Origin of the sequence: Enterococcus sp. DIV2419, from assembly GCF_051711865.1 — a bacterium.
In the GTDB taxonomy this organism is placed as follows: Bacteria; Bacillota; Bacilli; order Lactobacillales; family Enterococcaceae; genus Enterococcus; species Enterococcus faecalis.
On sequence record NZ_JBIONS010000001.1, the window covers coordinates 1,703,665 to 1,729,963 of the forward strand.

The window sequence follows — 26,299 nt, forward strand, 5'->3', positions numbered from 1 at the left end:
CTTTTCTTTTATAAATACCCGCCATAACTCAAGTCAATAATTTCAGATTTTTTAATCACTTCTTTGGCCATTAATCTTGGTAACAACAAATCAAAAACAGTTTTTTCTGAAAATAAAACACCCCCTGGTAAGCCAATGATCGTTTGCTCTCCTTTATAAGCCAGCAAAAACATTGAGCCTGGTAAGACTGGTGTCCCATGGGTTACGATTTCAGCACCTGTCTGCTTAATTGCTAACGGTGTCAAATCATCAGGATCTACACTCATACCACCTGTACAAACAATCAGATCAACCCCTTGTGCTAACATCTTTTGGATCGCAACAGTAATTTTTTGCGGCTGATCATCGACAATTTCTTGCTTGACAATCGTAACTAAAGGATACGCGGAGAACTTGGCTTTTAACACAGGGTAAAAAGCATCCTCAACCAATCCTGTGTAAACTTCACTGCCAGTAGTTACAATCCCGACCCGTATTTTTTTGAAAGGTTTCACAGAGATTAGTGGCTCAGACGTGCTGAGCTGGCGTGCCTTTTCTAATTGCCCTCTAGAAATTGTTAGTGGAATCACTCGAAAGGCTGCAACTTTTTCATCTTTCTGAACTTCTATATTGGTAATTTTAGTTGACAAGGCAAGACCTTCAATTTCATTTAAAGCAATTAATTTTTCTCGATTGACTTTTAAAAGACCTCTCGTGCTAGCTTTAGCAACAATTTTCCCTTCATGGACTTCACTCGGCTGACATGAGTCATCTGTTAACAGGTTATACAAAAATGTCGCTGCCTCTTCTTCATGTATTTCCGCTGGGTCTAAAGCAACAAATAGATGTTTTTTCCCTAATGATAAAAGAATTGGAATATCTTCTTGAACAACTATATGTCCTTTTTTAAAACACACTTCCTTGGTCTTCCCATAGTCAATTCGCGTAATATCATGACTCAACGGAAGGCCAACTGCCTGTTCTGTTCGAATTGTTTTCATGGTTTATTCCTCATCATGTATGATTTTTTTATTTGTGATTAAATCCAAAGCGTGGGGCAAAACAGGCAACAAAAAATGCAAATGTTCTGTTACACTTTTCGGGCTACCAGGCAAATTAACAATGAGCGTGCGTCCTCTTTGAACAGAAACGCCTCGACTTAACATAGCAAATGGTGTTTTTTCCAAGCTAAGTTGACGCAAGCCCTCACTGATTCCAGGAATGACTCGTTCTGCTACACGTAAGGTTGCTTCTGGGGTCCGATCCCGTTCACTCAATCCTGTGCCGCCTGTTGTTAAAATCAAATCACAGGTCTTAGACCACTCTTGCAATAGCTCTACTAATTGATTTTCTTCATCTGGTAAAATGGTTTGTTTGGTTACCTGGTAGAGCGCAGGTAACTGTTCACGAATCAAGGGACCCGATTGGTCGACAGCAAGCCCTTGAAAGCAACGATCACTTAATGTTACAATGCCCACTTTAAACAACGTCTAACTGGTCTCCTTTTTTAATATGACCTTCTGTCACAACGACTGCAAAGATTCCTTCTCTAGGCATGATGCAATCGCCCACTCGCGCGTAAATCTGACAGTGTTTATGGCACTCTTTCCCAATTTGAGTAACCACCAATTCGGAATCGCCTATTTTCATTTTCGTTCCAACAGGTAATTGACGTAAATCAATCCCTGAGACGATTATGTTTTCCCCAAAAGCACCATTGCCAACCCGAGCTCCTTTTTCATTGAAAGCCGTTATTTCTTCAAAAGATAACAAACTGACTTGTCGATGCCAATTCCCGCCGTGCGCATCATTTTCTAATCCAAAGCCTTTAATTAAGTTGACTTCAGGAATTTCCTTTTTCTGTGTGCCTCTTCGCGGGCTAATATTTATTGCAATAATTTCTCCTGTTTTCATACTTACCCTCCTATTTGTGACATAAATCGTTGTTCTCCTTGTTGTTCCAAGAAAAGATGTTTTTCAGGCTTGCAGGCAATGCCACTCTTGATAATCCCTAACAATTCTGCTGTTTGTTCCATAGCTAAAGCTTCCTTTAACGAGTAGCCGTCTGCAGAATGCAGGCACGTTTTTAAATGACCGTCTGCAGTAATTCGAATCCGATTGCACGTCTCGCAAAAACAATGCCCTAATGCACTAATAAAACCTATTTTTCCTTTAAAATCTTTTAAGGCGTAATAACTAGCAGGGCCATTGCCCAATGGTTTTTGGTATGGTTGTAACGTTCCATAATGTTTGGTTAAAATGTCTTCTACTTCTTCTTGTTGCTTACCTGGATGCTCCTTCCCTAATCCAATTGGCATCATTTCAATGAAACGAAGATGCACAGTCTCTTTCTTAGCGATTTCAGCCAGTTCTACAATTGTTGCTTCACTTAGCTCTTTCCTAGCTACAGTATTAATTTTGATATTAGGTAATCCCACATCAATCGCTTGTTCTAAGCCCGCCAGAACATTCCTTAACTGACCAACTCTTGTTATTTCTCGAAATTCTTCTGGATCCAAAGTGTCTAAGCTAATATTAACGCCGTCCAAGCCCGCCTCTTTTAATCCTTGAGCCTCACGAGCTAACTTCATGCCATTAGTCGTTAGGGTTACTTTTTCGATGCCTGAGATTTGCTTTATCCTTTTAATTAAAGAGAGTAAATTTGGTCTAACAAGCGGTTCACCACCTGTTAATTTAACTTTTTTGATGCCTTCTTTCGCTAATATCCTCAATAAAAAAATAATCTCATCATCTGTTAGAAGCTGCTCTTTTTTTAAAAAGCAAAGACCTGTTGCTGGCATGCAATACGTGCAACGTAAGTCACAACGATCTGTTAAAGACAAACGAACATAATCAATTTCACGGTTAAATGCATCTTTCATGCTGTTCACTCATCACTTTCCTTTGATTTAATTGAAGAACGAATGAAATGACCACTGCGTCCACCATTTTTCTCTAATAAACCAATGTTTGTCATTGTCATTCCGCGATCAATTGCTTTACACATGTCATAAATTGTTAAGAGTGCTGCCTGCACACCTGTTAGCGCTTCCATTTCAACGCCAGTTGAACCCACTGTTTTTGTAAAGCAACGTACTTCTAAACAAGTTTGATTGCGCCAATTAAACTGAATTTCACACTTTGTCAAAGCAACCAAATGACACAAAGGAATCCATTCAAACGTTCGTTTTGCGGCGGTAATCCCAGCTATTCTTGCTACCTGTAATACTTCACCTTTTTTAATCATTTGGGTCTGAATCGCTTCTGCTGTCGCTTCCAACATGTGAATTTCTCCATAAGCAAGGGCTGTTCTTTGAGTATCATTTTTTTCCGAAATATCAACCATATACACTTCTCCTTGTGTATTCAAGTGCGTAAATTCCTTACTTTGAACCATTTCTCCACCTCACATTTGACATTTGTTAACGTTTACACAATACTTCTTTTTTAAGTGTATCACTCTTGTATCAAAAAAACAATCTGGCATCCATAATTTTTTTTAGCGAGAAATCGAAGTTAAAAAAGTTAAGCGACAAAAATTACGTGCTTCGCTTAGCCTGACCAGACTTTTGTCTAAGTCTTAAAACTTGATAAGCAATAAGCCACCAGTCGACTCGACTGATGGCTTACTTTCATACTAATCTTAGGTCAGGTTGTCATCAAGTTTGCCAATAATAGACTTTTACAAGCGCGCCTTTTTTGAGTAGTACACCAGCTGGTTGTTCTAGCAGACAATTTGTTTCTAAAGTATTTGATAAATTGGATGAAAGATGACTTTTTGTCACTAAATTTACTGTGCCATCTATTTCTTTCGCTCGGTAAAATCGACGTAGTCTACTTGGTGCTAATTCATGCGCTAAAATTACTGTTCGTTCCTTGAGATTTAACTCGACACAATTAAAAAAAGTAGCTAATAATGTCCAGTAAAAAAGATGTAAATTAACCATTGCCGCAAACGGATTGCCTGAAACGCTTAAAATGAGTGTTTCTTGAAATTGACTTCCCATAACTGGGGTTCCAGGTTTCATATTTACAAAATGAAACAACTCTGTTCCTCCGATACGTTTAATCGCTAAAGGTAAATTGTCCTTTTCACCTACCGAAACACCACCACAAGTAATTAATAAATCAAGTTTTGGTGAAATCTCAATCAGCCTCTTTGCTAATTCTTCAGGATCATCTGAACAATGATCTAGGTGCATTACTTCATTGCCACTCGCTTTGACAAAAGCTGCTAACATGTAGAGATTACTATTATAAATTTTCCCAACTGACAGCGGTTCTTCCAAAGAAACTAACTCACTACCCGTCGCTAAAATCCCCACCTTCATGCGCTTCAATACAACAACTTTATCAATCCCTTGCATTGCCAACAGACCAATCATGCGACTATTAATCTGTTGATGTTTTGCTAAAATTTTTTGCTGAAAAGCAATATCTTCTCCAATTTCCGCATAGTTTTGGCCCGCAGTGACAGAGCGAAAAATTTTAACATGGTCTTGCCCAAAATCCGTCCATTCTTGTGGCACTACAGCATCAAAATCGGTTGGAATAAAAGCACCTGTTGTTATTTTAATCGCACAGTTATTCGTCTGATTACAATAAAACATGGAATCCCCTGCCACTAAAGAACCGACGACTTTTAAACAACTTGGGCTTTCAGCAGTCGCACCTCGTGTTTCTACTGCACGAACGGCATACCCATCCATCCCGGCACGAGGAAAATGAGGAATCGCTGTCTCTGCAAAAATGGTTTCTCCGCTAATCCGCCCCAAGGAATCAAGCAGCGCCACTTCTTCTGTTTCACATTGACTCTTCATATGTTGGGTCATTTTCTCTCGTGCTTCTTCCAACTCGATCATGTTTTAACCATCCTTTTTTATTTATTCACTGGTTTAATCGCAACGGCACAAACTTTATATTCAGGAATTGTGGCGATATCATCAAATACAGCATTGGTGATTTCGTTAACATTCCCATCTGGAAAATGGAATGTCATAAAGACTTCTTGCGGAAATACTCGATTTCCGACAGCCGCATAGGTTTCAATTTTGCCACGTCGAGAATGAACTTCAACTTTGTCACCTTCTTGGATTCCCAGAGCTTGTGCATCGACTGCATTTATCTCAATATAAGAGTGATTCGCTATTTGGTTAATCCCTTCCGTTCGTCCTGTCATTGCTCGGGTATTGTAATGGTAAAGCATTCGGCCTGTCGACATTAAATACGGGTACTCTTCATCTGGTAATTCTTGTGCTTGCTTATACGGAATTGCTTTAAATAAACCTTTCCCATGAGCAAAACTGCCCACATGCATAATCGGCGTACCTGGATCTGTCAAGCTCCGACAAGGCCATTGTAAGCTCTCCTTCTCTAATCGTTCATAATTAATTCCACCAAACGAAGGCGTCACAGCTGAAATTTCTTTCATAATTTCTTTTGCAGATTCATACGCACAAGGATAGCCCATTCGTGTCATGACTTCACAAAAAATTTCATAGTCTTCTCGCGCTTGTCCTCTTGGTTCAACAGCTTTACGAACTCTTTGCACGCGCCGTTCTGTATTTGTAAATGTCCCGTCTTTTTCTGCATAACTGATACCTGGTAAAACGACATCTGCATAAGCAGCCGTTTCGGTCATAAATAATTCTTGAACAACTAAAAAGTCTAAACTTTCTAAAGCTTGACGAACATGTCCTGTGTCTGGATCCGTAACAATTGGATCTTCTCCAAAAATATAAAGGCCTTTGACGTTTCCTGCCGTTGCTGCTGGCAAGACTTTAGTAGAAGTTAAACCTGTGTTTCGATTTAACGGCACATGCCAAGCTTTTTCAAATTTGTCGATTACTTCTGGATTATTGACTTTTTGATAGCCTGGGAAATCATAAGGCATACAGCCCATATCGCAAGCACCTTGAACATTATTTTGACCTCGCAAAGGATTGACACCACAGCCTGGTTTTCCAACTTTACCAACCAACATTGCCAAATTTGACATACTCATAACACCCTCAGTTCCTGTCGAATGTTCCGTTACGCCTAAACAATAAATGATTGGTGCTTTCTCTGCTTTTGCATACATGCGTGCTGCTTGAATTAAATCTTCTGGATGAATATGACAAATTTCTGCGACTTTTTCTGGCGTATAATCAGCCACCATTTTTTCTAAATCTAAAAATCCTTCTGTCCGTTCTTCAATAAAATGGCGATCTGCTAAACCTTCTTTCAAAATCACATGCATCATGCCATTAGCAAATGCGACATTCGTTCCCGCCTGAACTTGTAAATGCAGTGCACTATCCTTCACTAAGTTAATTTTCCGCGGATCAACAACAACAACTTGTGTTCCTCTTTGGATGGCTTGGCGAATTTGCGCACCAATCACTGGATGAGCTTCTTCTGGATTGGAACCTACTAATAAAATCATGTCGACATCTTCAGTGATATCAGCAATAGGATTAGTCATCGCACCAGAGCCTAAGGTTTGGGCTAAACCATGGACCGAAGCCGAATGACAAACACGGGCACAGTTATCAACATTATTGGTACCAAAAGCAGCACGCACCATTTTTTGAAAGACATAATTATCTTCATTTGTCGCTCTAGAGCACGAAAAACCAGCAAGAGCATCCGGACCGTTTTCTGCTTTAATTTCGTTAAATTTTGACGAAACAAGCGTTAAGGCTTCTTCCCAAGAAGCAGGTTCAAAAATCCCATTCCGTTTAATTAATGGCTCCGTTAAGCGATCTCCTGACCCAACAAATTTATATGAAGCAAATTTTCCTTTCACACAAAGTAAATTTTTATTAGCTGGTCCATCCAGGGGTTCAACACCCACCAAACGATTGTTTTTAACGAGTAAATTCATCTGACAGCCTGTCCCACAATGCGGACAAGTTGTAGGAATTTTCTGGGTTTCCCATTTGCGGTACTCTTTCGTATCTTTTGCTGTTAACGCTCCTGTAGGACAGGAAGAGACACAATTGCCACATGATTCACAGATAGATTGATCAAACGCCTGCCCATAACTCGGCATCATTTTTGTTTCAAAGCCACGATTAGCAATACTGAGTACATCTCTTCCCTGCCGCAATTGACAGACACGGGCACAACGACGACACATGATACACTTTTCTGGATCATAAGAGAAAAATGGATTACTGGTATCTTCTTGATGGCAAGGCATTCTTTTTCCCTCGGTAAAGCTAGTGGCATCAATCCCATAATCTAGCGCATACTGTTGTAATTGACAATCCCCGTTTTTTCCACAAGAAAAACATTCTAATTTATGATTACTCAATAATAAATCAAGAATAAAACGTCTGGAATCAGCAACTTTTTCAGAATGTGTTGACACAACCATGTCCTCTTGACAATGTGCCGTACAAGCAGTTGTTAAGCCACCACGTCGGCCGCCTTCCACCTCAACCACGCACATCCGACAAGAACCATCAGGTGCTAATTCCTTTAAATGACAGAGTGTTGGAATTTCAACACCTAGCCCTTTCGCTGCTTCGAGAATAGTAGTCCCTTTAGGCACAGTTACTTCTTGGTTATCAATAGACAACGTAACTGTTTGCGTATGCAACTTTGTTTTCATTTTTACCAACCTCCTTTGCTGGTGGCATAGATTTCTGTTTCAGCAGTCGTTTCAAATTCTTCTGGAAACAAAGCCAATGCACTCTTCATTGGATTTGCGACGGATTGGCCCAAACCACAAGCTGATAATCGCGTGACATGCGTGAGCATCTTTTCCAATCGTGGCAAATCACTAGCTGTTGCCTCGTTCCGATTGAATTTACTCAATAATTCCAAAATCCTAGTTGTTCCCAATCGACAAGGGGTGCATTTACCACAGGACTCATGAGCAAAAAAGGCTGCCACGTGTACTAAATAGTCCACAACATTGACTGAATCATCCATTACTACAATTGCACCAGAGCCGACAGATAAGTCATGGGCCCATAAATCTTCGTAGGAATACAAACAATCCCTTAACGTTGCGACAGCACCAATTGGACCGGATTGTCCACCGAAGTGAATAAATTTTAATGATCGACCAGTTGCAGAGCCTCCGCCGTATTGCTCGCCATAAATTATTTCTTCTAATGGTGTTCCAAGGTTGACCTCGTATAAGCCCCGATTTTTAATATGTCCAGACAAACAAATTAGCTTTGTGCCGCCACCATCGGCAGTACCCATCTCTAAAAAGGCTTGTCCACCTTCTCGTAAAATTACGGGAACACTTGCAAATGATTCAACATTATTCACTAATGTTGGTTGCAAATATAAACCAACATCTGCTAAGTGTGGTGGTTTGACACGCGGCCGCCCCGTTTTTCCTTCAATTGAATTTAAAAGTGCTGAATTTTCCCCACAAATATAGGCGCCAGCACCAGAAATAATCGTAATATCATAATTGAATCCTTCAATTCCTAAAATGTTTTCCCCTAAAAAGCCAGCTTGTCGTGCATTATCGAGTGCTTCTTGAAATGTTTTTTGAATTCTGCGATATTCTCCTCGCATATAAATATAACCTGCTTTTGCTGAAAATAAATAGCCAGCAATGATCATTCCTTCAATCACACTCAATGGATCTTCAGATAAAAGTACTTTATCCTTAAAGGTCCCTGGTTCGCCTTCATCAGCATTACAAACAATGTACTTTGTGGTTCCTTTTGCATGATAAAGATGGCGCCATTTTTTTCCTAAAGGATAGGCTGCTCCACCGCGACCTCTTAAGTGAGCAACATCAAGTTCGTTTAAAATTTCTTCATCCGATAGTGAAATTGCTCTTTTTAAACCATCAAATCCATCGTATTTACAATATTCAGCAACATCGGTCGCAGATTGCATTTTCCCCATTCTCTCTAATAACATTGGTTGGTTTCTCTTAAGCATTGACTCACCTCCTACAATCCTTCATAGCAATCATTTTGTAAATGTTGAATTAATTGATAAATTTTCTCTTCTGTTAGTTGACTAAAAACGGTGTCCTTAATTTTAATCACTGGACCCAAATCACAAGCCCCGATACAAGGAATACTGTGATACATAAATAAGCCATCTGGTGTCGGCTGATTCTCTGGCACTTCTAAAATAGTTTCTAAAACTTCGGCAACCATCGCCCCACCAGTATAATGACACGGTGTGCTGTTACAAATCTTCAAGACATACTTCGCTTGCGGTTCCGTCTTTAAAATGGCATAAAAACTGACGATTTCATAGACTCGCGCTTCCGTTAAATGTAGATGCTCTGCAACTAATTGAGCTGTCTCCTGATCGATATACCCTTCCTCTGAAGCAAATTGTAATTCAATTAAAATATTTAAAATTCGTTGTGGATCAGCATCGTTTTCTAGAATAATCGCTTCTTTTTCAATTAAGCTTAATGCACACATTCCTTTTTATTCCCCCTTTTTAGTGAAACTTGAAGTTGTTCTCCTTGATAATAGATACGCAATTCTTTTGGTATTTCAGCAGATAGTAAACAAAAATCGGCTTTATCTATAACTTTTTTTGCTGATTCTTTTTGGCGATTCTGGTTATTCATCATAAGAAATAGTCCTGGCTGCACAACATTACGTAATGAATTTGATTCACAAATGATTAATGCTTGGGCCGGCACAGCTTTCAGAAATTGCTGAATGGCTTCCGCCAAATTTTCTTGAAAAACTTTCAATAGAAAAACTTTTTGACAGCCTGCAGCTAATAATTTCATGGTATCTTTATTGCCAATCGTCTCTTGCTCTTCTACTAATTCATAACCAGCTGTAATACTGGTACAAATTCCGCATCCTTTTGTGCCTCGTTGACACACCCCTCGTTGACCACTAATCGTAATAATCTTCAAGCCATAAATTGGATAGACTTCTTGGTACTGTTTAATAAGGGCTTCGGCTAATGTCGTTTTGCCACTATTCCGACCAGTAGATCCAATTTGAATCATGTTTGGTACCTCAATTGCCATAGAGCTCCTCCGTCTGAATCGTTTTCTCAACTCTTGGTTTGACAGTTGCTGGTTTTGTCATAAAGATCAATGGTACGGCCATAAAAAGACTGCCCCCTACTGCATTGCCTAAAAATACCCATAATGTATTCTGCAAATAATCCCACCAACTGATTGTGGTACTTTGTGAAAAAATTGCCGCTGGAATAATAAATGCATTGGCGACCACGTGTTGAAACCCACAAACAACGAAAACCATGACAGGAAACCATAAGCCAAACATTTTACCTAAATATGATTTTGCCAACGCTCCGAGATAAACCGCTAAACAAACAAAAATATTACAGCCAATCCCTGAAACAAAAGCAACTAGCGGTGGATCAGCAATTTTCGCCTGAGCAACTGCGACTGTTTTATCCAGAAACGCACCTTCAGTTAACCCAACAATATGGCCAAATAAATACGCCACAAGAAATCCGCCTAGACAATTGGTCAATAAAACAACTAGCCAGTTATAACAAAGAGTGCCCACTCGAACCTTTTTCTGTAATACGCCTAATGTCATTACCATCATATTGCCTGTTGCTAACTCACCACCAACAAAAGTAAGCGCTATCAACCCAACTGGAAATAAAGCTCCACCCAGAAAGTTGTTAAAACTTCCCCATTCTGTGGGGACGGTTCCAGTGATACGAATAAACGCCAAGTAACCCAGTGCAATACAAAAACCAGCCATGATGCCTAAAATACAGAGTCGAACAAACGATAATTTCCCTTTCATTTTTGCCTTATCACCTAAGCTTGCAACTATTTCTTCACTACTGAAAAAATCCATTACGATTCCTCCTTTTTATCGATACCACTGAGACAATTCTTCTTTTCGATTGACATTTTTAAGTTGATTCTCTTTTGATAGTTGCACCGTTTTTACAGATAGACGCTCAAATTCTTGGCGAACCTGATAGTTATTTTGCGCAAGCTGTTTTTGAAATGTTGGTAAACAAGAACATCGATAAAAGCCAAATAATGGTTCTTGACGACCTTCAAAGTCAAAGATTGTTACTTGATTTTGTCCACGCTTAGAGGCTAACTGATACACAAGTTTAGGAGAAAAAGTTGGTATATCACAGGCAATTACAAACACTTCAGCTTTCTGAGTATAGTTCATTGCTGTCACAATCCCACCTAATGGCCCCTTTCCAAGATACATATCTTGAATGATTGTGCATTTTCTAAACGCCTTAGGAAATTTTTGACTATCATTCGTTACTAAAATAACCTCTTCGAACAGTTCCATTAACTTTTCAGCTGTTTGCAAGATCACGTATTGGCCTTGAATTTTCAATAATGCTTTATCAAATCCCATCCGTGAACTTTTCCCGCCGCATAACAGCACTGCTGTACAATCAGCAATAATTTTCGCCACCCCTTTACCATAATTTTTATTAGTTCAAAAAAATATTTTTTAGTCATGTATTAAGTCTATTATAAGACATCCCTCGTACAAGTCAATTCCTTTTAAAAAAAAAGAACGATAAAAAGAGTCGCTCTTTTTCTCGTTCTACCTTATTCATCTGTTTGACGTTTTATTTCTTCAATCTCAATGCGTAATGATTTTCGTTTCTCAATGGCGACATAAACCAAGCCAATCAAAAAGGGTAACACAAAGCTACCAAATCGATACAGTAAAACAGATGCTACAGCATCAACATTGCCGACCAATGGTTTAAACAACAATAAGTAAACAAATTCAAATGGACCAATGCCAGCAGGTGTCGGAATAACTCCTGAAAGAATAACAGCAAAACTGGTAAAGGACATCACTAATAATAAATCAATATTCGGGTGATTTTCTACTAAAACAATGTAAGGAATAATGTACCAAAATAATAATTTAAATACATTCCATGAAAAGATTCGAAGCAACGCTGAGTGATCTTGTGTAATTGTTTGGACAGCTGCCCGCAAGGAATAGATTTGTAAATTACAATTATCCACCCAATCTCTTAGTTTTGGTCGTTTAAACCAACGATTGGCAAACTTAACCAATAAAACTTGCAACTTTAAGCTACTAGATAAAATAAGTAATGCTGCAATTATTACTAATGTTAAAATAACACCTGCTAAAATGAATGGAATCATCTTAGGCGCATTTTCATAAAACAGGGAAAATTGAATAATCAAACCAATAATTGCTAAAAAAATCACGGCTGCTTTGTACATAATCATATGTAATGCCGTTATCCCCACACTTTTAGAAACAGGAATTCCCTTTTTCTTATAAAAATAAATTTCTGAAAGCAAGGTTCCCGTGCCAAATGAAATAATCCGATAAAATGCTACATAACAAGAAGTAAAAAAACCATCCACTGTTGTAAAGTCTTTGTTAAAATAACGAGCTATTTCCTTGATTGAGCGCCCTTCTGCAAATTGATAAACTACTCCAAAAAAAATAACAGCAATCAGCACCAGCCAACTCGTTTCCATCAGTTGAGCAAAAATATCACTTAATGAATTATCCATGACATAAAAGATTACGCCTAAAACGATAATCATTAACAACATATTTAAGCCAATTTTTACTTTTCCTTTCATCGCTTCTCCTTTTTTGTTCTTACTTAAACGTTAGATAGATGCAACTAATCATCGCGATTACGCCAATTGAATAACACAATGCAAAAACTGGTTTTTGGGTTTTATGATGAAATTTCTTTTGTCCCATTAGCCCACCTAGACCGCCACCGACAAGTCCTATCGTCAATAAGCGGCGTTCTGGAATACGCCAGTCCCCACGTTTTGCTTGTTTTTTATCATAACCCATCATACTAAACAATACTAAATTAATGACGAGGAAATAAATGATTACTATCCACTGAAGCATTCTTTCTGGCCTCCTAACTAGTTACTGTACTAGGATACCTTGTTCTGATTCTAATTGCAAAAAATTTTTCAATGACTCATGAAACTACAACAGGAAAGTAAGTTCTCGGTTGCCCGTTTTCTTACTTTCCTATTGAGTGCCTCATTTATTTTGCATTTAATTCAGCAATTTTAATAATCACATTGGTCGCTTTTTCCATGGCTTGTAATGAAACAAATTCAAAACGGCCATGCATATTTTCGCCACCAGCAAAGATATTTGGTGTTGGAATCCCTAAATAAGAAATTTTTGAGCCATCCGTTCCACCGCGAACAGGTTCAATAATTGGAAGAATTGACAATTCTTCCATTGCTTGTTTAGCAATTTCGACAATGGACATATCTTTTTCAATCACTTCTCGCATATTATAGTATTGATCAAATAAATCAACTTTGATTCGTTCTTCATCAAATGGTGCATTCAATGTTTGCTGAATTTCTTTAATTTTAGCTTTACGTGCTTCAAAAATCTCGCGATTGTGATCGCGAATAATATACGTCATTGTAGCTTCTTCTGGCGTTCCAGCAAACGCTGCTAAATGATAAAAGCCTTCTTCACCTGCTGTTTTTTCTGGAACTTCGTCAGCAGGTAAGGCATTATGGAAATCAATTCCTAATTGTAACGCATTAATCATTGTATTTTTTGCTGTTCCTGGATGAACGTTTTTCCCTTGAATTGTAATTTCTGCTTGCGCCGCATTAAACGTTTCAAATTGTAATTCACCTACTGGTCCGCCATCCATTGTATAAGCAAAATCCACGTTAAATTGAGCGACATCAAATTTGTCGGCACCTACACCAATTTCTTCGTCAGGACCGAAAGCCACACGAATGGTGCCATGTTTAATTTCTGGGTGATTAATTAAATATTCCATGGCTGTCATTATTTCCGCAATACCTGATTTATCATCAGCTCCTAATAAAGTGGTACCATCGGTTGTGATAAGTGTTTCACCACGATAATTTTTTAAGTTAGGAAAGTCTTTCGTATTTAAAGTGAATTTGCCTTCTTTATCTAAAGGAATCGTTGATTCTCCGTCATAGTTCTCAACAATTTGCGGAGAAACATTCACTGCATTAAAATCAGCGGTATCCATATGGGCAATAAAGCCGATTGAACGAACGTCTTTCTCCACGTTACTAGGTAACGTAGCAATCACAAAACCATTTGTTTCGTTATAAATAACATCGCTCATCCCTAATTCTTCTAATTCTTTTTTTAAGGTTTGTGCAAAGGCTACTTGCGTTTGTGTTGATGGTGTCGTTGTGCTTGTTGCATCTGAGCGTGTTTCTGTTTTCACATAGCGTAAAAAACGAGGTAATAGATTTTCATACATAAAAGAACACTCCTTTAATCTTCATTTTTTTATTTAAAACGAAATGGGTTGGTATTCGCTTCTGATTCAAAAATGGATACAGCCCACTCATTTTCTTGTTTCCATTGATTCATTAATTCCACAAGTTTTGGCTTACAAAGCGCTTCAATGTAATGACCAGGATCGATGACTGGTAAATCTTCAGCAATCATGTCATGTGCCGTATGATAATACACATCACCAGTAATATAGACATCGGCTTGTTTACGTAATGCATCATGATAGAACTTTTCACCACTTCCACCACAAATGGCTACCCGTTGAATCATTTTAGTATCATCTTTTGCAATGACCCGCAAGCCGTCCAATTGGAAAGCTTCCTTGACTTGCTGTACAAAATCAGAGAGTCTCACAGGCTTGTCTAATACTCCAACCCGACCTAAACCAAATTCTTTTGATTGATTTTCAATGGTATAAACATCATACGCCGGTTCTTCATAAGGATGCGCCTGTAACATAGCTGCAAGAACTTGTTCTTGCTTAGTTTCAGGGAAAATCACTTCGATTTTTGCTTCTTGGACGACACTTTCTTGACCAATTTCGCCAATCGTGGGATTTGCTCCTTGTGTTGGTGTAAAACGTCCTGTTCCAATTAAAGAGTAACTTGTTTTAGAATAATCACCTTGAGCTCCAGCGCCAGCTAGACCTAAAGCTTCTCTCATTTGCGGAGCTTCATCAATTGGCACAAAAACGGCTAATTTTTTATAAGGAACAGTATGTGTTTTAGTTAAAAAGGTGGTCTGTTTAATTCCCAATAATTCACAAAACCAATCATTTAGCCCATTGTCAATAATATCCATATTAGTATGCGCTGCGTAAACAGCAATATCGTGTTTTAATAAATCAGCGTACATTTTTTCTTGAAAATTATCTGTGGTTAATCGCTTAACTGGGCGGAAAATAGGTGGGTGTTTCGCAATAATTAAATCAACCTGCTTCTCAATTGCTTCTGCAACGACCTCAGGACGAACATCTAAGGTAACCATCACATTTTCAATTGGTTTATCTAACGTACCAATGTGCAAGCCCACAGGATCTCCCGTTTCAGCTAGCCACTCGGGACAATAGTCATTGAAACGTCGAATCAATGTCTTACCGTTCACAGCCATTGGCCAGCACCTCCTCAATTAATTGTTGGTCTTGCTGTAGTTTCGCTTGTTTTTCAATATGTTCTCCACTTGCTTTTGCTAGTTGTGCAAGAACAGTTTTGCGCTGTTTTAATTCTCGTTGCCATTTTTTAGTAAAAACCGGTCCTTGTTTTTTAATTAAAACTGGCCCAAATAGTAATTCTTGGTCCGTATAAGAAACGGATTGCTCTGTTTTTTCGGCTACGATAATTTCATACAACTTACGGTTTTCTTCCACGATTGTTTCATCAATAATACTGTAGTCGTTTGCCATTAACCAGCGGCGTAAAGTTGGTTCACCAATATTCGGTTGTAAAACAAGGCGTTCCTTCCCTGTTAAACGATTTTTTTTGCGTCCAGCTTCTAAAATATCTCGGATTAATGTGCCGCCCATTCCACAAATACTAATGACGTCTATTTGATCTTCAGGTTCAATTGCATCTAGCCCGTTCGCTAAACGTACGATAATTTTATCCGTCAAATTGGATTTACTGACTTGGGTTTTGGCAGATTGATAAGGTCCTTCTACCACTTCCCCAGCCACAGCAAAAGACAGTTTATTTTCTAACATTAAAGCAACTGGTAAATAAGCATGGTCTGAACCAATGTCTGCTAAGCGACTTCCTCTAGGGATTAAATCACCAACCGTTGCGAGACGTTTTGATAATTGATTTTCATTCATATTTTTGATTCCTCCGTTGCTTATTATACCATTGTCAATTGAAGATGAAAACTTACACATTCGTGCAATCTACTGTTTCCTCTCCTTAATCATTTATAAAAAAGAACCCCCTTCAAAATCAATTTCATAACCTTGAAGAGGGCTGTCATTATTGCTATAAAGAGCATTCTCCTTATATTAATAATAGGGAAAACATTTTTAATTAGGCATTTGCCAACCAGTTTTCAACTTCTGCTAAGGCATCCGCAATCCCTGCTGGATTTTTCCCACCAGCTTGAGCCATATCAGGACGACCACCGCCGCCACCGCCAACTTTTGGCGCAATTGCTTTGATTAAGTCACCGGCTTTTAAGCCTTTTCCGTTCATGTCTTTTGTCATAGCCGCTAACAAGCTTACTTTTTCATCTTGTGCAGTTGCTAGAACTAGTACATCAGACAATTCTTTTTGTTTCCATTGGTCAGCCAATTGGCGTAATTGATTCATGTCTTTAACATTGACTTGAGCGGCAATATAACGAACACCATTGATGTCTTTGACATCTTTAAAAATGTCACCAGCTTGTTGGTTCGCTAATTTGCCTGCCAATTGTTCGTTTTCTTTTTGTAGATCACGTAATTGTTGTTGCAATTGCTCTGTTTTCGTAACCACTTCTTTTAATTGAGGTGATTTAACTAATGTAGCAATCTCTTTCAATTGACGTTCTTCTTCTTGTAAAAGTTGATACGCTTCTTTACTCGTCACTGCTTCAATACGGCGTACTCCTGCACCAATTCCAGATTCAGAAACAATTTTGAAAATCCCGATATCTTCTGTATTAGCAACGTGTGTTCCACCACATAATTCGATAGAGTAATCCCCAATATTAACTACACGGACTTCTTTGCCATATTTTTCGCCAAATAACGCCATTGCGCCCATGTTTTTCGCTGTATCAATATCTGTTTCAATTGTGACAACAGGAATAGCTTCCCAGATTTTTTCGTTAACGATGGCTTCCATCCGCGCTAGTTCTTCTGATGTAACTTGCCCAAAATGAGTAAAGTCAAAACGTAGATGTCCTGGTGCAACTAATGAGCCTGCTTGGTTGGCATGCTCCCCTAACACATCTTTTAAAGCACGATGCAATAAATGGGTTGCCGTATGATTTTTCAAAATACGTGTCCGCATCCGTTCGTCCACTTGCAATTGATAAATTTGACCTTCTGCTAATGGCGCCAAAACTTCTACTTTGTGTAAAAATTGACCGTTTGGTGCTTTTTTCACATCCACCACGTTGGCAACGACTTCCCCTGCGGTATTTTTTACATAGCCGCGGTCAGCAATTTGTCCACCCATTTCAGCATAAAATGGTGTTTCAGCAAAAATTAATTCGGCTGTTCCTGCAGATGCTTCATTTACTAGTGCGTCACCTTGAATAATAACAAATAATTCACTATCATGTGTTAATTCTGTATAGCCAACAAATTTACTTTCTACTTTAATATCTGTTAATAAAGCAGATTGAACACCCATTGAAGTTTCTTTACTGCGGGCAGAACGAGCGCGTTCACGCTGTGCTTCCATTTCTGTTTCAAACCCAGCATGGTCGACTTTCAAGCCTTCATCTTCTGCAACTTCTTCCGTTAATTCTACGGGGAAGCCAAAAGTATCATAAAGTTTGAAGATAATTTTTCCATCTAATGTATCGCCTTTTGCATCTTTAACTTCTTTAATAACCTCATTTAACATGCTTAAACCTTCATTGATGGTTTCATGGAAACGTTCTTCCTCTGTCCGAACCACTTTTTCGATGAAGTCTTTTTGTTGTAATACTTCTGGATAGTAGCTTACCATGATTTCGCCAACAACAGGCACTAATTTGTATAAAAAGGCTTCATTAATGCCTAATTTTTTCCCGTGCATTACCGCACGACGTAATAAACGACGTAACACATAGCCACGACCTTCATTTGAAGGAAGCGCACCATCACCAATTGCAAAGGATAAGGCACGAATATGGTCAGCAATCACTTTAAAGGAAACATCCGTTTGTGGTGCATCTCCATATTTCACGTTGGTTCCTAAAGCTTCTACCGCATGAATGATTGGCATAAATAAATCAGTTTCAAAATTTGTTGGTGCATCTTGAATGATAGATACAACACGTTCCAAGCCCATGCCCGTATCAATGTTTTTATGTGGTAATGGTTCATACGTATCTTCTGGTGTATGGTTAAATTCAGAGAACACTAAGTTCCAAATTTCTAAATAGCGTTCATTTTCGCCACCAGGATAATTTTCTGGATCATCTTCTGGAATATCTAAAAATTCTTCGCCGCGATCATAAAAGATTTCCGTATCCGGACCACTTGGACCAGCACCGATATCCCAGAAGTTATCTTCTACATCAATAATATGATCTTCAGATAAACCAACTTCATCACGCCAAATGCGTTTTGCTTCTGTATCTTTCGGATAAACAGTCACATATAATTTTTCTGGGTCAAAAGCAAGCCATTCAGCACCAGTTAAAAATTCCCAGGCCCAGTGAATCGCTTCATTTTTAAAATAATCTCCAATTGAGAAGTTCCCTAACATTTCAAACATTGTATGATGACGAGCCGTTTTCCCAACATTCTCAATATCATTTGTACGAATAGATTTTTGAGCATTCGTAATTCTTGGATTTTCTGGCACAACAGAGCCATCAAAATATTTTTTCAAGGTCGCAACACCAGAGTTAATCCATAATAATGTTGGATCGTTTACTGGTACTAAAGAAGCGCTTGGTTCTACTGAATGTCCTTTAGACTTAAAGAAGTCTAAATACATTTGACGAACTTGACTACTTGTTAATTCTTTCATTGATTTTCCTACTTTCTATTAATAATTAACTATTTATATTTTGTACCCTCTTAAGTGGCAGATTGTGAACACAAAAAACACCATTGCAGTCAAGGACGATTGCTCGCGGTACCACCTTGATTGCAATGATGTTGGATCATTACCTCTTAAGCTCTATAACGCAGAGTCGCGTTGATATTTCTATCAAGTCCATCTAAAGGGAGCAAGTAAATTTATCTGATGCCCTTCTCTCAGCAATGAACGGCTTTCTGTGATCAAAATAAGATTCCTCATATCCTTTAGCTTATAGTCAAAAGTATAAGAAAGATCTGCTAAAAAGTCAATTGTTTTCGTAGGAATCTTTCCTTACTGAGCTGTTTCAAATAACGTTTGCTCTAAATAAGGCAAAATTTGTTCATTTATTTGATACCCTTTTCCCCAAGAGGTTGTAATAATCTCTTCGTTCATACCTGCATCACTAAATTTTTGTTTCACTCGTTTACATACGAAAGACAGCTGCGATTTTGTAGAAGCATCTGGTTCTTTCTGCCAAAGCAAGCGACAAATTTGATCACGATCCAACCCTTCGTGGGCATGCTGATACAAGATTTTTAAAAAGCGTTGTTCGTTTTTTGTAAAGCGAATCTTTTTTACTTGGTCATCAAGTAGCTCGGCTGTGACTTCGGCAAAACTTTGATCGACAGTGTCAATTTTTTCACGAATATCTTCCAATGAATCTTTGAGGCCTAACCACCGGATAATACCTCTTTCCTGCCAAATCTCCGCTTCACGTTTATTACACATCGATTGTGAACGTCGATAAATCGGCTTCTCTAACGATGAAAGACTTCCTAATAATCTCAAGCAATCGTTCTGAGATAGTGTTTCGCTTAATACAATTGCATCAAAATAATTAAAAAAAGTTAACTCATGTTCTATAGTTTCTTCACAGCAGTTCGTACAAAAGACTTCATAATTTAAATGTTGTAATTGCTGCTGAAATGTTTGCTCAACTAAAATGTTCTTTGTTAATACCAAAATCCTTCTCATTTCTTCTTTCCTCCTAGAACTCTTTCTGCTACCAATAACTAAACGCACCAATCAAAATACGTTACCAAATCGCGTGTTTTCTCCATCGATTGGTTAATAAACACCTTTTTATCTTCATCTCTCTTCGCTCCTTTATTCTTTATTTTGGTGGTTATTTATATTATATTAGAAAATGATTTTTTTGTGTGTAAAATTTTTTTATCCTCCGTAAAAAAATGAATTTCCTTTAATATCAACTAATAAAGTTGATTTTTTAACAAAAAAAGTGCCGAAACTTCCTACTTTTTGCTAAAACACGCCAAAAATTCTGTAATTTTATTATTTTTTTCTTGAGAAAACATCAAAATGTTGATGTTTAACACTAACATTTTGATGTTTTCGACAAAAATCTTTACAATTAATCGGTAATTTTCTCTACTTTTAACGATAACTACTTTTAAAAAAGAGTTATTTTAAAAGTGACTTAAATATTTATCATATAAAAAGTAAGGGACTAAAATCTTTACGATTCTAGTCCCTTACTTTTTATAATCCACAACGTTTTTAGTTAGAAGAATTCTTTTTTGCTTTTCTAGCAGAACGATCTTTTTGACGACGTTCAATTTTACGTTTTTTCTTATTGCTGTCTTCAATTGCCCAATTAATTTTTTTCTTGTATCCTGGTTTAATTTTTTTCTTTTTCTTTTTCACTAAACCAATTAACGTTGGGTCTAATTCTTCTCGAGATTTTTCTCGTTTTGTTCGACGATTACGATCATACGTCTCTACAATCTCACCATTTTTAATTTCTTTTGGTTTGAAAGAAACACCTAACTGCTCAATCTGAGTAATCGCTTCATCATCTGCTGGTGAATATAATGTTATGGCAGTCCCATTCAATCCATTACGTCCTGTGCGGCCAACCCGATGGATAAAGAAGTCCAATTCATGTGGAACTTCTGCATTGATGACATGTGAAACCCCTTCAATATCAATCCCACGTGCGGCTAAATCAGTAGCTACCACATATTGGTAGTCAAGATTTTGAACTTGACGCATCACACGTTTTCTTTCGCGTGGTGTGATGTCTCCATGAATTTTGGCAACTTTTAGGCCCTGATCTTTTAAGTAATCGGTGATTTCATCAACTCTTTGTTTAGTATTTGCAAAAACAATCGCTAAATAAGGATGCCCGATAGTTAATAATTGATAAATTATTTGATTGCTGTTTTTTCCTTTGGTGGAAATCAACCAATTGTCAATTGTTTCTGAAATAACTGCTTTTGGTTTGATATGTTCAATCACTGGATTTTCTAAATATTTTTTTAAAAATGGTCGTAATTTTTCTGGAATGGTTGCAGAAAAAACGAGCATTTGTAATTTTTCTGGCAAACGACCAGCAATTTGATCGACTTCTGCTAAAAAGCCCATATCTAATGTCATGTCTGCTTCATCGACAACAAAGGCAAAAGCCGTATGCACTTTCAAGGCTTGTTCATTCATCATATCTAAAATCCGCCCTGGTGTACCAATCACCACATGAGGTTGCTGATGCTTTAATTTATTTAATTGACGTTGTTTATCTGTTCCGCCAACAAAATTTGACACTCGAATTTCTGGTTGACTGAAACGAGCCAGTTGCTGCGCTTCTTGATAAATTTGATTGGCTAATTCACGACTAGGCGCAGTAATCACAATTTGTACTTCGTCGATAGTTGGCTTAACTTTATCCATTAATGGAAGTAAAAAAGTATGCGTCTTTCCACTTCCTGTTTGCGATTGTCCAATGACACTTTTCCCTTTCTTAATGATTGGGAATAATTTTTCTTGGACTTCTGTTGGTTCTTCAAACCCTTTTTCTGCGAGTGCTTCGTTGATAAAAGGTTGAAATTGAAATTGTTTAAATGAAGGCACTTGCCTCACCTCTTCTCGTTAAATTCTTTATGCACTTTGGCATTATAACACAAAAACAACTTTTACTCACCTGCTGATTCCTTTGTTTTCGCAACTTCTAATGTACTGACTGTATAAGTGTGGCTGGCTTTTTCATAAAACAAACGCCGTTTTTTACGAATCAAGGTTAACAAAACGTTGATCAAAAATAGTAAATATAAAATTAAACAGAACAAATACAGAAGCAACGACACCATTTGCAACATCCGATTAGAAGAATTCAATAAATCAGTGGCATTAGCTAGATAAATACTAATTAAACCATACACAAAATACAAATAACCGTAGCGAACAAACAAAGCTTTTAAACGAATTTTTTCATGTCCTGTTTCAACCACCCGAATGCGAACAACTTTTTTCCCTAACGTTTGACCATTTGTCAGTTTCATCATGACGATAAAGACCGCAAACACCATGATAAAGAACCACATCCGATCTGAAAAAATCGGATAATTGGTTGCCCAATTTTTATAAGCTGGAATGAAATTTAGTCCAAAAACGAGCAGGCCTTGCACAAAGCCAATCACCAACCAATCAATTCCCCATGCAAAGAAACGTCTTAACAGGCTAACTGTCTGCCCTTTTTCATAAGAGGTGGCATCAATTTCTTCTCTTGTTGGCAATAAAAAGGTAAAGAGCGGCGTCAACCAATAACCAACTATGCCTCCGACGGTATTATTAATTAAATCATTGACATCCGCCAAGCGATACGAACGTGGATAAATAAAATAAAGGCCAGATAACTGTGTTAATTCAAAAAATAATGACAATAAAAAACTCGCAAGAACTGTTTTTAAAAATGAACATTTGAAATAATACCGTAAATACACACCAAAAGGTAAAACTAATAAAACATTAAACAGTGGTTCTAAAACGGCATGCTGTTTTAATGCTGGCAAATACGTACTAGGATCTTTGAGCGAAAAAACAGTTTCGTTTAAAATCCCTGAAATAAAATGAAAAGGCCGCAGTTCCATTGTCGGTCCTGTGTATTGAGCCACTTCTGCCCGAGATGGCAACGGTAAAATTACCAAGAAATAGGCACATAATAAATAAAAAACAAATGAATACAAAATCATTGCTCGTGTCCAAACAAATGAACCATATTTGCGGTATTCATAGATTAATAATGCCCCAGAAATAAAAAATGCTAGAAACGGGAAAATAATGATTGCCCATTTAATTGGTTCGCTATATACTGCCATAAAAATTCCTCCAAGATAAACAATTTCAAGTATGAATGCCTCAATAACACTATACTTGTTTCTAAAAAAATGTACCAACAATAAATTTTATTTTGCAAATCCTCTCCTTTGCAGTATCATTAAGAAAAAGGAGGACGTTCTCATGTTACAGCCATATTTTGCGTTTGGAGTGCCGCTATTTTTACTTGTGCTCTACTTACTCTTTGCACTGATTCACCGTCAAACAACGATTCATTATTTACGGTTTATTTTGTTACTTATTTCAACATTTCTCATGGTTTTTAGTTTCCAAGTATTGCAAGAATCATGGACCATCAACCCTGAAACGTTAAAAGATGCCGCTTATTCTCCGCAATGGTTATGGATTCCTTTAGGTATCGGGTTAATCCTCACACTTTACAACGCTTGGCACGGCCTTCGTACAATGATAAAATACAAGACCGATAAACATTAGTAAGAGTCTAGGACGATGGTTGTGTCCTAGACTCTTACTGTCTCATCATTCAAATGAAATTTAATTTTTCTTAACAAACTCTGATTTTAACTTCATTGGACCAAAGCCATCTACCTTACAATCGATGTTATGATCACCTTCCACTAAACGAATGTTTTTCACTTTTGTGCCTTGTTTAATTGCGCCACTGGCACCTTTAACTTTCAAATCTTTGATTACAGTAACACTGTCACCATCCGCTAAAAGATTGCCATTTGAGTCCTTGACTACTAAGCCTTCTTCTGCAACTTCTTCTGTTGGTGACCATTCATGACCGCATTCTGGACAAATAAATAATCCGCGATCTTCATAGGCATATGCCGACCCACATTCAGGGCAGTTTGGTAATTGCTCTGTCATTAACGTTCTCCTTTGTAAAAAATAATTCTTTTTCATTTTACCTTATTTTCTAGTGAATGAAAAGTAGTCCTAATGATTTATCAACGTCCGATAACTACTTTCTAATTACTTATTTATTTTTGAGCCCACTCTTGGCAAGCTGCTTGGATTTCTTGGTAAATCACTTCAATTTCAGCTGCATCACGGGCATTAGCGCCACTTGCCAAAGGATGGCCACCGCCATGATGTTTTTTAGCAATTGTATTAATGATTGGCCCTTTGGAACGTAACCGAACGCGATAATAACCTTCCTGCTGTTCAACAAAGATTGCCCATGAGAGAACATCTTCAATTTTTCCTGGCATTGAAACAATGGCTGCCGTTTCAGAATCGACAATATCATAACTGTTTAAAATACTTTGTGGTAAAACGACACGAGCAGCGCCATTTGCGTCGATTTCTAAATTTTGATAAATATAACCCGCTAATTTAGCAACCTTTAAAGGCATTTGGTCTAACTCACGATTTAAGTCTGCGGCATTAAAGTTAAACGTACGCAATTGTGCAGCGACAGCGAGTGTATGCGCCGAAGTGGAAGGATAAAGAAAACGTCCTGTATCCCCCACAATCCCAGCATACAATAAACGAGCTGCATTATCTGTCATCGTTAATTCTGCTAAATGCTGTTGCCAAAAATCAACAATAATTTCACTACAACTACTTGCATTTGTATTCACCCAAACTAAATCTCCATAAGGTTCATCATTCGGATGATGATCGATTTTAATTAATTGATCGCCTAAAGAAAAACGCGCATCACTAATTCGTGGAGCATTTGCAGTATCTGTTACAATGACTAATGCACCTCGATAGACATCGTCAGTAATAACGTCCATTTCAGCTAAAAACTCTAAGCCTTCCACTGGTCCGCCTACTTGATAAATATTTTTTTCAGGAAAGCTCGCTCTTAAGAGTTCTGCTAACCCAACCTGTGAGCCAATTGCATCTGGATCGGGCCTTTGATGTCTATGAATAATAATTGTTTCATATTGTTTAATTGCTGCCATAATTTCTTTTACTACGTCCATTCTTTGTAGCCTCCTACGTTCTCTCCATCACTTGGCAAACAACAATTGCTTTTGCCACAATGACATTTTCTAAATAAACTTCAATATCTAATTTTGCAGAGCGACGGCCAATTTCTAAAATCCGTGGACGAATGTCCAATTCACTTTCCAACTGGATTAGCCGCAAATAATGTAGATTCACTTGTTCAATTAATACATTTCTTTTTTGATTCATCAACATTGTTCGTTGTGTCACGTTAGAAATAATTTCACTTAGGACACCAAACGAGATGGTACCAACACTGTTAACCATTTGGGGCGCAACCGAAAAACGAAAACGGGTTGTTTCTTTGCCATTTTCTTCAACAGGCATCACTTCCCCGGAAATTTGATCTGAAATTGTATCTGCAATTTGTGGTTGTCGTTGCACCAATTGCATAGCTTTCATCACATCTTGGCGAGAAACAATCCCAACAAGCGCTAAATCATCTTCCACCACCGGCATGACTTCTAGACCATCCCAAATCATTTGATGACTGACACTCGCTACACTCATCATCTTTTTCACAACATTGGGATCCTTTGTCATGACTTTATCCACGGTTAAATGTTCACTTTTACCAATGACATCTTTGGCTGTGACAATCCCCACTAAACGTAATTTCTTATTTACTACTGGGAAACGAGAATGATGGGTACTTTCAGATAATGCCTGATAATCTGCAATCGTCTGAGTTGTCAATAAATAATTGGTTTTTTCAAGCGCTGTATAAATATCACTGACGAGTAAAATGTCTTTTTTAATCAGCTGATCACTTAAAGCACGGTTAATCATAGTAGCCACAGTAAATGTATCATATGTGGTTCTCAAGACAGGCATACCCAGACGATCTGCTAACTGCGCAATCTCTTCAGATGTTTCAAATCCACCTGTAATTAAAACGGCTGCCCCATTTTCTAAAGCAAGCTTTTGCACGCCTTGGCGGTTACCAACAATCATTAAGGATCCGGGAGTAATATATCGCGTCATCGCGGTTTCTGTCATCGCACCAATTACAAATTTATTAAGGACTTTGTCTAGACCAGAGCTACCGCCTAACACATCCCCTTCAATAATCCGGACCACTTCACCAAATGTTAATTTTTCAATATGTTTTTTTAACTTCCGCTCAATTCGTATCGTACCAACACGTTGAATGGTGGAAACAAGCCCAATATTTTCTGCATCTTTGATGGCCCGATACGCTGTTCCTTCACTAACACTTAAACTTTTGGCAATGCTTCGAACAGAGATTCGATCGCCAATTGGTAATTCTTCAATATGTTTTAAAATTTGATCATGTTTCGTCGCCATAAT

25 protein-coding genes are annotated in these 26,299 nt (G+C 37.9%); 1 reads left to right on the top strand and 24 read right to left on the bottom strand.

The annotated features are described in order from the left end of the window. Positions 1-8: 8 nt before the first annotated feature. From IGI97_RS07990 to IGI97_RS08090, 21 genes are all read right to left on the bottom strand, one after another. The gene (locus tag IGI97_RS07990; protein WP_379896967.1) at positions 9-980 is read right to left on the bottom strand and encodes a molybdopterin-binding protein; all 972 of its coding nucleotides are present in this window, start codon (positions 978-980) and stop codon (positions 9-11) included. 3 nt (positions 981-983) lie between these two features. Further along, entirely contained in the window at positions 984-1,466 is a 483-nt protein-coding gene (locus IGI97_RS07995; protein ID WP_086317854.1) for a MogA/MoaB family molybdenum cofactor biosynthesis protein, read from the bottom strand. Next, the gene (locus IGI97_RS08000; protein ID WP_002357714.1) at positions 1,459-1,893 is read right to left on the bottom strand and encodes an MOSC domain-containing protein; all 435 of its coding nucleotides are present in this window, start codon (positions 1,891-1,893) and stop codon (positions 1,459-1,461) included. Before IGI97_RS08000 ends, IGI97_RS07995 begins: the two co-directional genes overlap by 8 nt. A 2-nt stretch (positions 1,894-1,895) precedes the next feature. After that, complete coding sequence (moaA, locus tag IGI97_RS08005) at positions 1,896-2,870, bottom strand: GTP 3',8-cyclase MoaA (RefSeq protein WP_438738362.1); 975 nt, start codon at positions 2,868-2,870, stop codon at positions 1,896-1,898. Next, positions 2,867-3,376 carry a cyclic pyranopterin monophosphate synthase MoaC gene (gene moaC, locus IGI97_RS08010; protein ID WP_438738364.1) on the bottom strand — a complete coding sequence of 170 codons (510 nt, stop codon included), beginning with the start codon at positions 3,374-3,376 and terminating at the stop codon, positions 2,867-2,869. Before moaC ends, moaA begins: the two co-directional genes overlap by 4 nt. Before the next feature lie 262 nt (positions 3,377-3,638). Further along, the gene (locus tag IGI97_RS08015; protein ID WP_379896970.1) at positions 3,639-4,841 is read right to left on the bottom strand and encodes a molybdopterin molybdotransferase MoeA; all 1,203 of its coding nucleotides are present in this window, start codon (positions 4,839-4,841) and stop codon (positions 3,639-3,641) included. A gap of 17 nt (positions 4,842-4,858) precedes the next feature. After that, a complete protein-coding gene (gene fdhF / locus IGI97_RS08020) occupies positions 4,859-7,579 on the bottom strand; it encodes a formate dehydrogenase subunit alpha (protein ID WP_438738367.1) in 2,721 nt (906 codons plus the stop codon). 2 nt (positions 7,580-7,581) lie between these two features. Then, positions 7,582-8,880, bottom strand: a complete 1,299-nt coding sequence (locus IGI97_RS08025) for a complex I 51 kDa subunit family protein (protein WP_002394421.1) — start codon at positions 8,878-8,880, stop codon at positions 7,582-7,584. Between the two features lie 11 nt (positions 8,881-8,891). Continuing rightward, positions 8,892-9,380 (bottom strand): NADH-quinone oxidoreductase subunit NuoE family protein, encoded by a 489-nt coding sequence (locus IGI97_RS08030; protein WP_002357722.1) that lies wholly within the window; start codon positions 9,378-9,380, stop codon positions 8,892-8,894. Further along, positions 9,368-9,949 carry a hypothetical protein gene (locus IGI97_RS08035; RefSeq protein WP_002363879.1) on the bottom strand — a complete coding sequence of 194 codons (582 nt, stop codon included), beginning with the start codon at positions 9,947-9,949 and terminating at the stop codon, positions 9,368-9,370. Before IGI97_RS08035 ends, IGI97_RS08030 begins: the two co-directional genes overlap by 13 nt. Further along, entirely contained in the window at positions 9,939-10,763 is an 825-nt protein-coding gene (locus IGI97_RS08040; RefSeq protein ID WP_438738369.1) for a formate/nitrite transporter family protein, read from the bottom strand. Before IGI97_RS08040 ends, IGI97_RS08035 begins: the two co-directional genes overlap by 11 nt. A gap of 15 nt (positions 10,764-10,778) precedes the next feature. Then, entirely contained in the window at positions 10,779-11,354 is a 576-nt protein-coding gene (gene mobA / locus IGI97_RS08045; RefSeq protein ID WP_002357726.1) for a molybdenum cofactor guanylyltransferase, read from the bottom strand. 140 nt (positions 11,355-11,494) lie between these two features. Next, complete coding sequence (locus IGI97_RS08050) at positions 11,495-12,523, bottom strand: lysylphosphatidylglycerol synthase transmembrane domain-containing protein (protein ID WP_002357727.1); 1,029 nt, start codon at positions 12,521-12,523, stop codon at positions 11,495-11,497. A gap of 19 nt (positions 12,524-12,542) precedes the next feature. After that, positions 12,543-12,809 carry a DUF1294 domain-containing protein gene (locus IGI97_RS08055; protein WP_002357729.1) on the bottom strand — a complete coding sequence of 89 codons (267 nt, stop codon included), beginning with the start codon at positions 12,807-12,809 and terminating at the stop codon, positions 12,543-12,545. Between the two features lie 145 nt (positions 12,810-12,954). Beyond that, positions 12,955-14,184 (bottom strand): peptidase T, encoded by a 1,230-nt coding sequence (gene pepT / locus IGI97_RS08060; RefSeq protein ID WP_002357731.1) that lies wholly within the window; start codon positions 14,182-14,184, stop codon positions 12,955-12,957. Positions 14,185-14,213: 29 nt separating this feature from the next. After that, positions 14,214-15,332, bottom strand: a complete 1,119-nt coding sequence (locus tag IGI97_RS08065; protein WP_002357732.1) for a Nif3-like dinuclear metal center hexameric protein — start codon at positions 15,330-15,332, stop codon at positions 14,214-14,216. Next, entirely contained in the window at positions 15,316-16,032 is a 717-nt protein-coding gene (locus IGI97_RS08070) for a tRNA (adenine(22)-N(1))-methyltransferase (protein ID WP_002357733.1), read from the bottom strand. Before IGI97_RS08070 ends, IGI97_RS08065 begins: the two co-directional genes overlap by 17 nt. A 202-nt stretch (positions 16,033-16,234) precedes the next feature. Then, positions 16,235-18,877, bottom strand: a complete 2,643-nt coding sequence (gene alaS, locus IGI97_RS08075) for an alanine--tRNA ligase (RefSeq protein ID WP_002357736.1) — start codon at positions 18,875-18,877, stop codon at positions 16,235-16,237. A gap of 345 nt (positions 18,878-19,222) precedes the next feature. Continuing rightward, complete coding sequence (locus tag IGI97_RS08080) at positions 19,223-19,906, bottom strand: helix-turn-helix domain-containing protein (protein WP_002381934.1); 684 nt, start codon at positions 19,904-19,906, stop codon at positions 19,223-19,225. Between the two features lie 543 nt (positions 19,907-20,449). Then, the gene (locus tag IGI97_RS08085) at positions 20,450-21,808 is read right to left on the bottom strand and encodes a DEAD/DEAH box helicase (protein WP_438738371.1); all 1,359 of its coding nucleotides are present in this window, start codon (positions 21,806-21,808) and stop codon (positions 20,450-20,452) included. A 53-nt stretch (positions 21,809-21,861) separates the two neighbouring features. Then, complete coding sequence (locus IGI97_RS08090; protein ID WP_002357739.1) at positions 21,862-23,043, bottom strand: VanZ family protein; 1,182 nt, start codon at positions 23,041-23,043, stop codon at positions 21,862-21,864. A gap of 55 nt (positions 23,044-23,098) precedes the next feature. Here IGI97_RS08090 and IGI97_RS08095 point away from each other — a divergent pair, with 55 nt between their 5' ends. After that, positions 23,099-23,497, top strand: coding sequence for a hypothetical protein (locus IGI97_RS08095; RefSeq protein ID WP_002382283.1), 399 nt, complete (start codon positions 23,099-23,101; stop codon positions 23,495-23,497). Positions 23,498-23,557: 60 nt separating this feature from the next. Here IGI97_RS08095 and IGI97_RS08100 read toward each other — a convergent pair whose 3' ends face one another. The 3 genes from IGI97_RS08100 to IGI97_RS08110 all read right to left on the bottom strand — a co-directional run bounded on the left by IGI97_RS08100 (position 23,558) and on the right by IGI97_RS08110 (position 26,296). Further along, on the bottom strand, positions 23,558-23,896 hold the full coding sequence (locus IGI97_RS08100; RefSeq protein ID WP_002357741.1) for a zinc ribbon domain-containing protein YjdM: 339 nt from the start codon (positions 23,894-23,896) through the stop codon (positions 23,558-23,560). A 113-nt stretch (positions 23,897-24,009) separates the two neighbouring features. Beyond that, positions 24,010-24,963, bottom strand: coding sequence for a DHH family phosphoesterase (locus tag IGI97_RS08105; RefSeq protein WP_438738373.1), 954 nt, complete (start codon positions 24,961-24,963; stop codon positions 24,010-24,012). A 13-nt stretch (positions 24,964-24,976) separates the two neighbouring features. Then, positions 24,977-26,296: a DRTGG domain-containing protein gene (locus IGI97_RS08110; protein WP_002357743.1), complete on the bottom strand. Its 1,320-nt coding sequence runs from the start codon at positions 26,294-26,296 to the stop codon at positions 24,977-24,979. Positions 26,297-26,299 lie beyond the last annotated feature (3 nt).